The organism is Blautia sp. AF19-1 (assembly GCF_003479155.1).
GTDB classification, from domain to species: domain Bacteria; phylum Bacillota; class Clostridia; order Lachnospirales; family Lachnospiraceae; genus Fusicatenibacter; species Fusicatenibacter saccharivorans.
Window position 1 is genome coordinate 27,124 of the sequence record NZ_QUGQ01000020.1, and the last position, 14,000, is coordinate 41,123.

Genomic DNA, 14,000 nt, shown 5'->3' on the forward strand with positions numbered 1-14,000 from the left:
CTTTTCCGTGCCTCTCCCTCCCTATATTCTTACATTCCGATGCTTATGCAACAACAACTTCGTTCGCATCTGCTGCCAGCACAGCCTCTTTCTTCTCGTTTCCGACGAATACTTCTACTTTCAGTTCGGTATGTGCGCCTTCTACGGATACTTTCACTGCATCGCCGTCTTTGACTGCTTTCACGGTGAATACGGTGTTTCCGTGGATATCCGAAACCTTTGTCTCAGCTGCGTCTTTTAACTGATATACGCATACGTTTGCATGGTCCGCGTAGTCATAATCCGGTTTGGTGTCGCAGTTTCCTCTGACTACGATGCTGTTTTCTCTTACATACAGCGGCATGGAGAAGTAGTCATAGGTTCCCTGGAACCATCTGCCGCCTTCTTTTGTCTCGCCGGTCAGAAGTTCTGTCCAGGTGCCTTCCGGCAGATAGTACTGTGCTACCTTGTCCTCACGGAAGACAGGTGCTACCAGAAGGGCATCACCCAGCATGTACTGCTGATCCAGATACGGAACGGCCGGGTCGTTCATGAACTCGAATACCATCGGGCGCATAACCGGGGTTCCTTCCTCGTGTGCCTCTACAGATTTCTGGAAGATGTACGGCATCAGAGAGCATTTCAGGTTGGTGAAGAATTTTACAACGTCGCATGCTTCGTCGTCAAACAGCCACGGCACACGGTAGCTTCCTGATCCGTGCAGACGGCTGTGGGTAGACATCAGTCCAAATGCGCACCATCTCTTGTACAGATCCGGTGTTGCTGTGCTCTCGAAGCCGGAGATATCATGGCTCCAGAAGGAGAATCCGCTCATCGCGAAGGAAAGGCCGCCGCGCAGGGTTTCTGCCATGGACGGATAGTTTGCGGAGCAGTCGCCGCCCCAGTGTACCGGGAATTTCTGGCTTCCTGCTGTTGCACTTCTCGCAAACAGAACTGCCTCGTTCTCACCTTTTACTTCTTTTAACAGGCTGAATACTGCCTGGTTGTACAGGTATGTATAGTAGTTGTGCATTGCCTGCGGATCGCTTCCGTCGTGGTAAACAACGTCAACCGGGATTCTCTCGCCGAAGTCGGTCTTAAAGCAGTCTACGCCGCAGTCCAGAACGGTTTTCAGTTTGTCTGTGTACCATTTTACGGCATCCGGGTTGGTGAAATCTACCAGACCCATACCAGCCTGCCAGTTGTCGGTCTGCCATACGCCTCTGCCGTCTGCTCTCTGAAGGAGATAGCCGTTTGCTGCACCCTCTTTAAAGAACGCGGTTCCCTGTGCGATGTACGGGTTGATCCATGCGCAGATGTGCAGGCCTTTGTCATGATATTTCTTTAAGGTTGCACGGATGTCCGGGAAGCATTTCTTATCCCACTCGAAATCGCACCAGTGGAATTCATGCATCCAGAAGCAGTCGAAATGGAAAACGCTGAGCGGAATATTTCTCTTTTCCATTCCCTCGATGAAGGATGTGGTGGTCTCTTCGTCGTAGTTGGTGGTGAAGGATGTGGACAGCCACAGACCAAAGGACCATGCCGGAGGAAGTGCCGGACGTCCGGTCAGTGCGGTGTACTCGTTCATGATCTTCTTCGGTGACGGGCCGTGGAACAGATAATATTTAATTCTCTCGCCCGGTACGGAGAAGCCGACATACTCAACTTTTTCGCTTGCTACTTCGAAGGAAACGTTGTCGGTGCTGTCAACGAGAATACCGTAGCCGTTGTTTGTCATATAGAATGGTACGCATTTGTATCCGATCTCGGATGCAGTACCGCCGTCCTCGTTCCAGGTGTCTACAACCTGTCCGTTTTTCACGAATGGGGTGAATCTCTCGCCAAGGCCGTATACGCACTCACCTACGCCAAGGGACAGCTCACTTACCATGTATGGCTGATATTGTTCGGTCATGTAGTTCGGTGCCGGCAGCATGGTGCTCTGCTTGCGATCCCATCTGATATAGGAAAGGTTGCGGAATCCGCTTCCGGTCAGGACTTTTCCGTCTGCCTCGAAGGTGTAAGCGAAGATTCCTTTTCTCTGTACGCGTACCAGTACGCTTCCGGTGTCGAGAACTGCCTCATCGTCGTTGATGGTAACGGTTACGTCCTCATATACGCTCTCTGTTTTGTCGAAGGACGGAACTTTGTTGTCGTATGCTTCATAGTGCCATGCTTCCATGGAGATGGTATCCGGTGTGTGTGCCACGAACTCAACGGTGATGGTCGGCAGGTTCAGGGTCATACCTCTGTGCTCGATCGGGCGGGTGGTAGCCAGGATACGCATACCGCCTGGGATCTGCTCTACTTCATAAGCCTGCATTGCATGGGATGCATTTGCTTTTTCACTCGGAAGCCAGTAACCTTCTGTGAATTTCATTTTTTCATTACCTCCTGATTGGATGAGCCTGAAACAGATAGCCGAAAGCACTTTCTTTTCATCAATCTTTACAGAATTATTGTTTCAGGCTGACGTTTTTTGGTAATTTTATACTACCACACTCTTGCTTTCGAAAACAGGGCGGATTCTGTGAAAAAATACGGCGATATTATCTTTTTCTATCTTTTTGGTGTATTCGGGGGCTGGGATGCAAAACGGGAGTGTGCCCCGCAGACGTCTGCAAAAGACACACTCCCGTTTCTCTTCTGTTTTTTCTTATGCTGCAATCAGATACGCAATGACGGCCAGCAGGATCTGCAGGATCACAAAGCGGATCACAACCTGACTGTCGGACCATTTGTATTTCAGGCGGACATGGTCATGCAGCGGTGTTCTTGTATTTTTGAGGATCGCGATTTTCAGGAAACGGAGTAAAAATACTTTGACAAGGCCGATTCCTCCGTCGACGATCATCACGCCTGCCATCAGCAGATATAAGAACGGATGGCGGGACTGCATGGCAAGGATGGCGATGTAGAAACCAAGTGCTCTCGAACCGGCATCGCCCATCAGCATGCTGCTCGGCGAGGTGTTGAAATACAGGTACGCGAGAAGCGCTGCCACGAACAGGTAATTGGCTACGGTGAAGCTTCCGAGGACATCGTGGAAAATCATACTGAACGCGAAGATAACCACACAGGAAAGGCTCGCGCAGAGTCCGTCGACACCGTCGGAACAGTTTGTAACGTTGATCGAAATCCAGATCAGGATGATGCCGAGGATTATGTAGACCACTTTCGGAATGGTAAGGGACATGTTTCCGAAGCAGATCGTGGTGGAATTGTAATTCACAAAGGTGATGACGGTCACAATGGAGATGACGAGGTCAATCGCGCCTTTTTTGTAATCGCTCCACGGGGTTTCGGATGCATCATCGAGGTAGCCGCTCAGCATGATGCAGACGAGCAGGATCGCGTAGATCACATACTCGGCGCCAAGAGGCAGGAACAGAACGCTTCCGATCAGGAAACAGATGACGATCACGAGGCCGACGCCGCGCAGTTTTCCGCGGGAGAGGCCGCCGTTTACGGCAAATTCTCTGCCGTGATCGCTCGGCAGAAAGGAAAATGGATGCTTTAACGCCAGAAAGGTCAGCAGAAAGGTGACCACGATTCCCAGCATGGCGATCTGGCCGGGATTTAAAAAGTTACTCCATACTTGATACATACGTTTTCTTCCTTCACTTTTCTTTAGATTGAGTTTGCACGAAGCCGTATGTGACGTGGCTTTGTGTTCATTTATTATAACAACTTCATGCAAAAATTGCTATACCCAATTCGGGGGTTTCGTGATAAGATAGTGATACACTAAGTTGAACAAAAAAGGAGTTTTTTATGCCACGCAAAGATCATCTGCCGCGCCAGACACGCCAGGAACACATCACGCTGCAGCCGAACCGCAGCATCGAATTTCGTATAACCGACGATTTCGGCAGTTTTTCGCCGCCGCACTGGCACGACGCGCTGGAAATTATTTATATTCTGGAGGGTTCCTCCATTGTCACGCTCTCGGACCGCACCAAGACCGTCCTTCCGGGTCAATTTCTGCTGATCAATTCCGGGCGTATCCACACGGCGCGCTGTCCGTCCACGGGAAACCGCTCGATTCTGATGCAGATTCCGGATGCGTTCCTTGCGAACTATCTGCCTGATCCGTCACAGCTCTGGTTCTCGATTGACTACGACAGTACGAATCCGGAAGTGCAGAAAAATATCAGCCAGTTCCGGCGTCTTCTGCTTTCGATGATGCAGCTTCATGAGGAAATGCCCGACGGCTATCTGCTGACGTTCCAGCGGGAGCTTTTTACGTTTCTCGATCTGCTCTACACGAAATTTTCTGAGAAGAGTCCGCTTGCGCACCACCCGATGAGCTCCCGGACGCAGACACGGCTCGATACGATTCTGACGTACACGCAGGAAAATTACCAGCGGCCGATTACGCTGAAGGAGGCTGCCGATGTTGTCTCGCTGCAGCCGGAATATTTCTGCCGGTTCTTCCGCCAGAACATGGAAACGACGTATCTGGAATATCTGAATTCCTACCGTCTTTCCCGCATCTACCGCGACCTGATCGCCACGGATCTGCCGGTCGGCACGCTCGCGGAAAAGCATGGTTTTACAAACGATAAGCTGTTTCACCGCCTCTTCCGCGAGCGGTTTCACACGACGCCGCTGCAGCTTCGGAAGGCAGCACGCGAGAAAGGATCCTGATAGCTTTCGCTGTTTTTATATCTTTGAGAATGGGAGTTTAACACGATGACAAAAGAAGAACTGGCGCTTGCCGTCATTGAACGTTTGAAACAAGAATATCCTGACGCCGACTGTACGCTCGACTACGATCAGGCGTGGAAGCTGCTCGTCAGTGTCCGCCTCGCCGCACAGTGCACCGATGCGCGCGTCAATGTGGTGGTGGAGGATCTCTACGCAAAGTATCCTGATATCGATGCGCTGGCAAACGCGACACCGGAGGAAATCGAGGAAATTGTGCGGCCATGCGGTCTTGGAAAGAGCAAGGCACGCGACATCAACGCCTGCATGCGCATGCTGCGCGACGAGTACCACAGCCAGGTGCCGGATGACTTTAACGCACTTTTGAAGCTCCCGGGCGTGGGACGGAAAAGTGCGAACCTGATTATGGGCGATGTATTCAAAAAGCCTGCGATTGTGACGGATACGCACTGCATCCGGCTGTGCAACCGCATCGGGCTCGTGCATGACTGCAAGGATCCGAAGAAGGTGGAGATGGCACTCTGGAAAATTGTGCCGCCCGAAGAAGGAAGCTCGCTCTGCCACCGGTTTGTGGAGCACGGACGCGAGGTCTGTACTGCGCGGACGACACCGCACTGTGAACGGTGTGTGCTCGCGGATATCTGTGAGAAGAACGGCGTAGAAAAATAGCATTTTTCCATGCGTTTCCATGCGAAAAATGCTTTTGCATACCGGACAGATTTTTCTGATTCTGTCCCGGCTGCAAAAGCCTTTTTGTTTCTATTTTTTATACGACCGAAAGAAGTCCGTCAGCGCTTTCAGCGTTTTCCCGAGCACCTGCACTTCCTCTTCTCCGAGTTCCGCCATCACGGCATCCGTCATCTGCTCGTGGAATTTTGCGTGATGATGGAATGCCTGCCGTCCCTTTCCGGTCAGGTGGATGTAGACGATCCGGCGGTCCTTCTCGCTGCGCTCCCGCTCGGTGTAGCCTTTTTTCACCAGACTGTTCATCGACGTTGTCAGCGATCCGACCGTGATGTCGAGCTTTGCCGCGATCGATGACATATTGCCGCCCTCCAGGCCGACGGCTTCTATGATGTGCATATCGTTGTTCGTCAGATCCTTGAAATCCTCGGTGATGATCGCCTCTTCTTCCAGTTTTTGTATCTCGTGAAACAGATGGACCAGTGTCTCATTGATGATTTCTCTGTTATCCACTCCTCTTCCCCTTTCCGTCTGTTCTGTCCCTTCTGAACAGGGTTCCGCTCTTTCTGTCTGTATTGTATCAAAAAAGTTCCAGACAAACAATACCAAAAACTGCCTGGGAAACGGCGGATCGCTCCGTGCCGTTTCCTAGGCAGTTCTGTTATGTTTGATTCAATTACATCTGCCCTTTTTTCTTTAACCGTGTAAAACAGATCATGAAAAAGCAGATGCCGTATACGGTTGTGATCGGGGTGGACATGCCGACGAAGGTCAGGTTCGTATTCGGCAGGTGTGAGAAGAACAGCGCCAGCGGAATACGGATCAGGCAGGCGGAGGTGATTCCCTGGATCATAACCGGGATGCTGATGCCGCGGCCGTTGAAGTATCCGATGCTGCTGAACAGCACACAGGTCAGAATACATTCCGGTGCGAAACCGCGCAGGTAAGCGGCGCTCTGCTCGATAACGGCCGGATCGCTCGTGAAGATTCTGGAGATGACACTTCCACCGAAGAAACCGATGCAGAAAATCACAACTCCAAGAGAGCAGCCCGTTGCGATTGCGGTGAGGAAGCCCTTCCACGCGCGGTCTTTCTTTCCGGCTCCGGTGTTCTGTGCCACGAATGCTGACACAGACTGCATCACAGAGGACGGGATCAGCATGATGAATGAGGTCAGCTTCTGCGCCACACCGTATCCGGCGGACGGCATAAGGCCCATGCCGTTGATGATCGAGTTGATCACAAGGAAGGAAATCTGTACGGTCGTCTCCTGCAGCGCGATCGGCACACCGACGTTCAGGACTTTCTTCAGCTCGTCATGGTCGATGCGGCAGTCTTCTTTTTTGAATTCAATCGGCAGATTGCCTTTTTTCAACACACCCATGGAGGCGATGACAGAAATCAGCTGCGCCAGAACCGTCGCAAGCGCTGCTCCCGCAACGTCCAGTTTCAGCACACCGACGAAGAACAGATCTCCGGCAATATTGGCTGCGCAGGCGATGCCGACGAATAAAAGCGGCAGATTTGCATTACCGATTCCGCGAAGCACGCTGCTGATGACGTTGTACGCGATGATGATCAGAATACCGCCGGAACAGATCCGCAGGTAGAGGACGGTTTTGTCAAAAGACTCCGCCGGGACCTGTAAAATATTGGCGATCGGGCCTGCGAACAGCTCCAGAATCACCGTCATGACGACACCGATGATGGCGAACAGAACAATCGAGGTTCCCACGGTTTTGCCGGCCTTATCCGGCTTGCCCTCGCCGATGTGCTGGCCGATCATAACGGTCGAACCCATCGCAAGGCTGGTGATGATAAATGTTACCATCTGCATGAAGCTGCTTCCGGTTCCGACAGCGGAAATACTCGACGCATCGCCGAACCAGCCGACCACGAGAAGGTCGACCGCACCGTAAGCCGCCTGCAGAATCAGCGCGCCGAGCACCGGCAGCGCAAAACGGATCAGGGACTGGAAAATCGGTCCCTCTACAAACGATACTTCTTTCTTATTTTCTTTTGCCATTGTTTTTCACTCCTTTTATTCCCGGCATCGTTTCCTGCATCCGTGTGATTGCATGCACAAATTCGTCCACCACCGCGTCGTCCAGATCTGGCAGGCGGGATGCCCATTCCCCGTGAAAGTGCGTCACGCGGAGTTCCACAAACTCTTTTCCCTCTTCGGTCAGTGTCAGGTTGATCACGCGCTTATCTTTTTCATCCGCCTGTTTCACGAGAAGATTTCTCTCCTCCAGTTCCTGCACCAGCTTGGTGATGCTCGGCAGCGTTGTGTTCATATAGCTGCTGATGTCGCTGACGCGGCAGAAGCCCTGCTTTTTCTGAATCTCATTCACCGCATCCAGCACATGCACCTGCCGCGGCTTCATACCGTCCGGCAGGTCCGGGAGCTTCTCGATCAGACGCTTTGCATCAAAACACGCATCCAGGAACTGCTTTAATTTTTCCTGTGTCATGGAAAAGGTTCCTTTCTGTTTAAAAATTAGTTATCTTTAGTAATTACTTTTGATAAGTATAGCAGGAAATGAAAAAATGTCAAGAGGGAACTGATGCTAAAAAAGAGCTGATTGAAAGTTCTGGCAATGCCAGATTCTTTCATCAGCTGTGTTTCATCCATTTCCCCTGACAATAATCCGTGAACAGCCTCAAGACTGGCATCAAATGATTTTTGAGCAGAATATCGGATATAAACAGAATTATTATTAATTTCATCTTCCAGTCCAGGTACATCTTCCATCATGTTTGGAACATCTACATTTAATGAAATTACACCCTTTCCATCTGCGATCAATGTTTGTCCTTCTTTTGAAATCATACACTCCAGGACATCGAATGCCAGGTCCAGTTTTTCCTGATCTTTTTCCAGTTCTTTGTTAAATGCAATATTCAGAGAAGGGGTCATATTTATAAAAGCTTCATCCGAAATCTGTGAAAAAAACGGTATACGAGTTAATTCTGCATCCATCTGTTCCTGAAATTCCTGCATAAGTGCCGGATAACCATGAAACATTGCTGCTTTTCCCTCAAGGAACATCTGCGTTGCAGTATTAATATCGACGCTGATATCATCACTTGTAAAATGTGAGTCCTTCAAAAATGTATTGGTTTCTGAAAAAATACGTTTCCATAACGCATCATCAAACGCGATATCCCCTGATGCACTTTCAGCTGAGCTTCTCCATTCGATTCCATCCAGACTCATGAATTCCCCAATTGCACCTGTCTGAATCACCTCATGAGCAGACCAGTCTTCTGCAAGATCCAGGGAATACGGTTTTATACCATTATCATAAAATTGCTGACATGCCTGTGCATATTCCTTATAGTTTTTCGGTATCTTGATTCCATACTGTTCAAACAATGTCTTGTTGGCAATAATCGTCTGCGGTATACCGCAGATAGGAAGCCACTGAATCTCATTTTTTGAATTTTTATAATATTGCAATGCATAGGAGTAATACCTGGAAACCACGTCATAAGAAGCAAAATCCATTAGATATGGCTCCAGATCCTGTGCATCTTTTCCAGAAAATCGACGTACGGTTATGATATCCGGCAGTTCACCATGTTCCTCAAAATAGCTATATAAATCGGTATCATTGTTACCGGTAATAAACTCAATATCCTGATCTGGAAACTGCTCATGGATATAGGGTACAATATTTTTCATTAAACGATTTTCCCACAGATACACGGTAAGGTGATCGTCATTTTTAGATACTGCTTTTTGAGATTGTCCACAGCCAGACAAAACAGTAATTGCTAAAAGCACACCTGGCAGTAATGCTGTCAGACATTGTTTTGCCTTTTTCATCCTCGTATTTTCCTCATTCTTTCCTGATAAAATCATTAATTCAATAATTGGGAAACAATTACAGCCAGTTTTCCAGAACATCATTCAGCTTATTCATATCCAGCGGTTTCGCGATATGTCCATTCATGCCTGTATTTTTTGCCAGCTGTACATCTTCTGCAAAAGCATTTGCTGTCATGGCAACAATCGGTAGTTTTCCCTGTTCACCCGGAAGGCTCCTGATTGCTGCGGTTGCCTCATAACCATTCATGACGGGCATTTGGATATCCATAAAAATAAGGTCATACAAGCCTTTCGGAGAAGCTTCTACTTTTTCAACTGCAATTTTTCCATTTTCTGCCGTTTCCACTTCCGCCCCTGTCATCTGCAGAATTTCAACAGCAATTTCTCTGTTTAACTCATTATCCTCGACCAGCAGAATTCTTTTTCCTGTGTAATCTGCTTCAGACAGCTCATCCAGATAATTTCTTGCTGTTTTTTCTTTTCTGCCAGAAGTAAACTGCCGCAATGTAGCCGTCAAACGGGAACGGAACAGCGGTTTTGCAATAAAAGCATCTACGCCTGCAGTCTTTGCTTCTTCTTCGATCTCGCTGAATTCATAAGATGTCAGTACAATAATGGTAATCTCTTTCCCTATCCGTTTCCGGATCTGTCTGGCTGTTTCAATTCCGTCCATATCCGGCATTTTCCAATCTAAAATAACAGCAAAGTAATCATTTTTTAGCTCATGATGTGCATAACAGCGCTCAACGGCTTCTCTGCCGGAGAGAACCCATTCGCCTGTAATCCCAATCTCCTTCAATGTGGCAACTGTACTTTCACAGCATGTCTTATCATCATCCACAACCAGAACAGGTAGATTCATCAGATTTCTGTCCTGTTCTTTTTCTTTTTCCTGAAGTTCCAGATAAATTGTTACTGTAATTTTAGTTCCCTTATGTAAGGTGCTTTCCACTTTAATATTACCATTCATCAGGTTCACAATATTTCTGCTGATTGCCATTCCCAGACCTGTTCCCTGGACTCTGGTTGTCCGATGGTCATCTGCGCGGCTGAAAGGATCAAACATGATTTTCTGGAATTCCGGTGACATACCGATCCCATTATCCTCAATCGTAAATTCATAGCATCCAAGTTCCGAAAATCCATTTGGCTTTTCCTCTATAGAAAAAGTAATATTCCCGCCATCCGGTGTATACTTGACCGCATTACTCATCAGATTCACAAATACCTGCTGGATTCTCAGGCTGTCACCACAGACACTCTCATGTTCAATGTGATTAATGTGTATATCTAAATTGTGTTTATGTTCATCAATCACCGGTTTTGTGAGTGTTATAAGATTATCCACCAGATCTGGCAGATTGAAATCCTCCTGTGCCAGCGTCATTTTTCCACTTTCAATACGTGCCATATCCAGCACTTCATTAATCAGCCCCAGCAGATGACGGCTTGATTTTGTAATTTTACTGAGACATTCAATGACTCTGTCCTGGCTCTCAATATTTGCTCCTGCAATTGCTGTCAGGCCGACAATGGCATTCATCGGTGTCCGGATATCGTGGGACATATTGGAAAGGAATTCTGTTTTCGCACGGTTTGCATTTTCTGCAGACCGGTAAGCCTCTTTCAGTGCCTGACGGGATTCAATCTCTGCTTTCTTCTCCTGTGTCACATCCATGGATGCCAGCAATACCTTTTCCAGCTTTCCATTCTTCCATTCCAAAGGAATATAAGAAGCGATCTTATAAGTCTTTTCATCCAGGCTGCAGTACTCAAACTTATAAATATCATTTTCACTTTTCAGATTCTTCCGGATATTTTCCGGTGCGATCAGGATGTCCATAGTTTCCAATGGTTCCAGTGTCTTATACTTTTCAAGAACCTGCATCTGAAAATCATGATAGAATCCCAAAGGTTTATATAGCATCTGTCCATTCAGGTTATAGAATTCATATCTGTCATTTTCCAGATCACAGACAACAAAGCGGTCAACCAGACGCACAATACTCTGAATTATCTGCTCCATGGAAGCATTATCCGCTGCCATCTGCAAATGCCGTGCGCTCTCTACCTTTGTCTCTGTGATATCACGCAGAAAGATCATGGCATATTCTGAATCCTCTATTTCGCCACGTATGACCACATTGCGGACCCATCGTTCTTCTCCATTCAGAGTGATACGGCACTCTAAAGCCAATTCGGTTTCCAGACCCTTCAGCCTTTCTGCAATATAACCACGGTCGTAAAAAGAGGATACCGCCTTCTTATCTGTCTCCACAACATAGGAATCCACAAAATGACGGATCAGTTCATCCCATGTATGACTCTGTTCAAAGACTGTCATCAGGGACGGTTCAACCTTAAAGGTATCAAAAGTATTCGCTTCCAGATTTACATAATACTCACACAGGTCTGCTTTCGTAAAAGCCCGGTGGAAAGCAGCAGATTTTTGTGCCTGCATGGCCTCTTTTTTTTCCGCATCAATATTAATAAAAATCCCGGCAATCCTGCTGGCAGAACCATCCAGACGGCGTATTACTTCTGCCGATGCCCGAAACCACTGGTATTGATTATCCTTCATTCTCATACGATACTCTACCTGGTATTTTATCTGGTTCGTCTTATCCTTAATTGCCGCCTGAAGCTGCACCATTACTCTTTCTTTATCCTGTGGATGCAGAAGATCTGACCAGGATTCCAGTTTATTCGGAAAGTCCAGAGTGTCATGATAGCCAAGCATTTTTCGGAATTCATGACTCCAGTTTGCATTCACAATCTCACTGTTTTCGTCACAGTCAAAATACCAGAAGCCGGAACAGATAGCCTCATTGAGCAGTGTCAAATTTACATGATCCCAGTTGACCTGTACGGACATAACCCAGATCTGTCTGCCCGCCTCATCTGTCGCATCCTCTTTACAAAGCCGTACATTTTTCACTGTACCGTCTGCTGTAAGGATCTGTGCTTCCCCTGTTCCGTGAAGCTGCAAAAAACGGTCTCGCTCCAGTCTATCTTCCTCGTCATAAAAGAAGTTTCTCAATGAGCCTTTTGTCTGTTCCATGAAAGTATCGAATGTATATCCTGTACTATGCAACAGCAGATTATTCACAGACAAAATAGACAGGTTTTGGTCATAAGATCCTGTCATTATACCTACCCCGCCATTATTTTCCAGTGTTTTCTGTACGGCCTGTGACATAGCCTGTGTCTGTCCCGTTACAGCCTCACCTAAAGAATATATTTTGTCTTCATACTTTTCCATTTTATAAAAATCCTCTCTCTGTTTTATACTTCATTATCCTGCTTTTATCTGTATACAGAGAACCTGTCCCTGCCAGTTTTACATTTACGTTATAATATCCTACAAAACGTGAAAAACAGGTATACGGATTTGAGAAGTTGCAACCACTACACACAATATTCACACAAAATTCTCTTTATGTTTTCAATTTTTATAGGCTTTGCCAAGTGAGCATTCATTCCTGCTGCCAGACACTTACTCCGATCGTTCCTGCTGTAAAACGGTATCTGAGGCTTTTTTTATTTATCTGATTTTTTTCTGTTTCCATGGAACTTCTGAACGCTCACCTCCTGGTATCATTACAAATATACATAAAAACTCATTTTTATATTACCATGAAATTTTTTACTTTGCAATGCACATACCTTTTCAGACGCTGCTTTTCTTGTTTCCTTTTTCAAAAAATTGCAACCAAAGGGGCGCACCTGAAAATTTCTTTTCAAATGCGCCCCTTCGCTTTCTTTTTTTCTTTTTTTCTGTCAGATCAATCCGTAATGCTCCATCGCCTTTGCCACGCCGTCCCGCTCGACGGTATCGGTTACGTACTCTGTGTACGGATCCAGAATCTCATCATGTTTTCCAAGCGCAATGGTGTGTGCGCCGCACCGGAACATGGTAAGGTCGTTGCTGCTGTCGCCAAATACGTATGCATCTTCTTTCTCCAGCTGAAACTGTTTCAGCGCATAGTCCACAGCTGTTCCTTTGCTGCAGCCGTGCGGAACGATTTCGTATACACCGCCGCGGCGATCCATGATATCAAACTCCTGCTCAAATTCACGGTACATACGTTCTATATCAGACTGTGCATCGGTTACGATACAAAATTTATCGTAAATGATTCCTTTTGTCTCCGCTGTCTCCGCGAGTCCGATTCCGACAGCTGCGAAATAGGCACGGGTCTGCTCGACCTCCCGAAAACGGGATACCTCCGACGAAAAATAAACATTATCCGTTCCCTCCAGAATCATGCCGATCCTGCACTCCTTTAAAATAACCGGGATTTCCTCACAGCGCTTTTTCGGAATCGTCTGATGCATCAGGATTTCGCCGTCCCGGCGCAGATAGGTCCCGCAGCCGCACAGAAATCCGGAAAACGGAAGCTTTTTCAGCTCCTCGGGCAGCTCCGACCAGGTGCGGCCGGTATTAATAAACGTAAGATTTCCTTTTTCCGCTGTCTTTTTCAATGCATCGAGCGCGCTCTGCGGAATTTCTTTTGTAATCTCACTCAGTAACGTTCCATCAATATCAAAAAATAATGCTTTCACAAAAATTTCCTCCTCGTGTACTGTTTCCTGTTCTCTTTCTGACATACGAAAAAATGCCGAAGCTCTTGATTGTCAAGGCTTTCGGCATTTTCATTCCAGTCGAAGCGACGGGATTCGAACCCACGACCTCTGCGTCCCGAACGCAGCGCTCTACCAAACTGAGCCACGCTTCGATTTTATTTGTTTTCTGAACTCTCGTCCGTCAACAATAGCTATTATATATGATGTCTATAGGAATGTCAACACCTTTTTTGAATTTTTTTTA

The 14,000-nt window shown here is 47.3% G+C and carries 10 protein-coding genes and 1 tRNA gene; 2 read left to right on the plus strand and 9 right to left on the minus strand.

Annotated elements, in window-relative coordinates:
- Nucleotides 1–43: 43 nt before the first annotated feature.
- Together yicI and DWX26_RS12985 are read right to left on the minus strand one after the other, a co-directional pair.
- Complete coding sequence (yicI, locus tag DWX26_RS12980; protein ID WP_118601588.1) at nt 44–2,362, minus strand: alpha-xylosidase; 2,319 nt, start codon at nt 2,360–2,362, stop codon at nt 44–46.
- A 276-nt stretch (nt 2,363–2,638) separates the two neighbouring features.
- Nucleotides 2,639–3,589, minus strand: a complete 951-nt coding sequence (locus DWX26_RS12985) for a phospho-N-acetylmuramoyl-pentapeptide-transferase (protein ID WP_118601589.1) — start codon at nt 3,587–3,589, stop codon at nt 2,639–2,641.
- 167 nt (nt 3,590–3,756) lie between these two features.
- On the opposite strand from DWX26_RS12985, the gene DWX26_RS12990 reads away from it, so the two are divergent.
- Together DWX26_RS12990 and DWX26_RS12995 are read left to right on the plus strand one after the other, a co-directional pair.
- Nucleotides 3,757–4,632: an AraC family transcriptional regulator gene (locus DWX26_RS12990; RefSeq protein WP_118601590.1), complete on the plus strand. Its 876-nt coding sequence runs from the start codon at nt 3,757–3,759 to the stop codon at nt 4,630–4,632.
- A gap of 45 nt (nt 4,633–4,677) precedes the next feature.
- Complete coding sequence (locus DWX26_RS12995; protein ID WP_022463034.1) at nt 4,678–5,319, plus strand: endonuclease III domain-containing protein; 642 nt, start codon at nt 4,678–4,680, stop codon at nt 5,317–5,319.
- A gap of 90 nt (nt 5,320–5,409) precedes the next feature.
- On the opposite strand, the gene DWX26_RS13000 is transcribed toward DWX26_RS12995, so the two are convergent.
- The 7 genes from DWX26_RS13000 to DWX26_RS13035 form a co-directional block, all read right to left on the minus strand.
- Nucleotides 5,410–5,847, minus strand: a complete 438-nt coding sequence (locus DWX26_RS13000; RefSeq protein WP_022463033.1) for a MarR family winged helix-turn-helix transcriptional regulator — start codon at nt 5,845–5,847, stop codon at nt 5,410–5,412.
- A 163-nt stretch (nt 5,848–6,010) separates the two neighbouring features.
- Nucleotides 6,011–7,360: an MATE family efflux transporter gene (locus DWX26_RS13005; RefSeq protein ID WP_118601591.1), complete on the minus strand. Its 1,350-nt coding sequence runs from the start codon at nt 7,358–7,360 to the stop codon at nt 6,011–6,013.
- Nucleotides 7,344–7,808 carry a MarR family winged helix-turn-helix transcriptional regulator gene (locus DWX26_RS13010; RefSeq protein WP_022463031.1) on the minus strand — a complete coding sequence of 155 codons (465 nt, stop codon included), beginning with the start codon at nt 7,806–7,808 and terminating at the stop codon, nt 7,344–7,346. Before DWX26_RS13010 ends, DWX26_RS13005 begins: the two co-directional genes overlap by 17 nt.
- A gap of 26 nt (nt 7,809–7,834) precedes the next feature.
- On the minus strand, nt 7,835–9,166 hold the full coding sequence (locus DWX26_RS13015) for an ABC transporter substrate-binding protein (protein ID WP_243030674.1): 1,332 nt from the start codon (nt 9,164–9,166) through the stop codon (nt 7,835–7,837).
- A 58-nt stretch (nt 9,167–9,224) separates the two neighbouring features.
- Entirely contained in the window at nt 9,225–12,431 is a 3,207-nt protein-coding gene (locus tag DWX26_RS13020) for a hybrid sensor histidine kinase/response regulator (protein WP_118601592.1), read from the minus strand.
- Nucleotides 12,432–12,949: 518 nt separating this feature from the next.
- Nucleotides 12,950–13,735, minus strand: coding sequence for a Cof-type HAD-IIB family hydrolase (locus tag DWX26_RS13030; RefSeq protein ID WP_242857168.1), 786 nt, complete (start codon nt 13,733–13,735; stop codon nt 12,950–12,952).
- 99 nt (nt 13,736–13,834) lie between these two features.
- Nucleotides 13,835–13,908 (minus strand) — tRNA-Pro (locus tag DWX26_RS13035).
- Nucleotides 13,909–14,000 lie beyond the last annotated feature (92 nt).

Bases quoted from the DNA above. Each gene is read 5' to 3' on its own strand.
- yicI (WP_118601588.1), bottom strand. From the start codon at position 2,362: ATGAAATTCACAGAAGGTTACTGGCTTCCGAGTGAAAAAGCAAATGCA.
- DWX26_RS12985 (WP_118601589.1), bottom strand. From the start codon at position 3,589: ATGTATCAAGTATGGAGTAACTTTTTAAATCCCGGCCAGATCGCCATG.
- DWX26_RS12990 (WP_118601590.1), top strand. From the start codon at position 3,757: ATGCCACGCAAAGATCATCTGCCGCGCCAGACACGCCAGGAACACATC.
- DWX26_RS12995 (WP_022463034.1), top strand. From the start codon at position 4,678: ATGACAAAAGAAGAACTGGCGCTTGCCGTCATTGAACGTTTGAAACAA.
- DWX26_RS13005 (WP_118601591.1), bottom strand. From the start codon at position 7,360: ATGGCAAAAGAAAATAAGAAAGAAGTATCGTTTGTAGAGGGACCGATT.
- DWX26_RS13010 (WP_022463031.1), bottom strand. From the start codon at position 7,808: ATGACACAGGAAAAATTAAAGCAGTTCCTGGATGCGTGTTTTGATGCA.
- DWX26_RS13015 (WP_243030674.1), bottom strand. From the start codon at position 9,166: ATGAAAAAGGCAAAACAATGTCTGACAGCATTACTGCCAGGTGTGCTT.
- DWX26_RS13020 (WP_118601592.1), bottom strand. From the start codon at position 12,431: ATGGAAAAGTATGAAGACAAAATATATTCTTTAGGTGAGGCTGTAACG.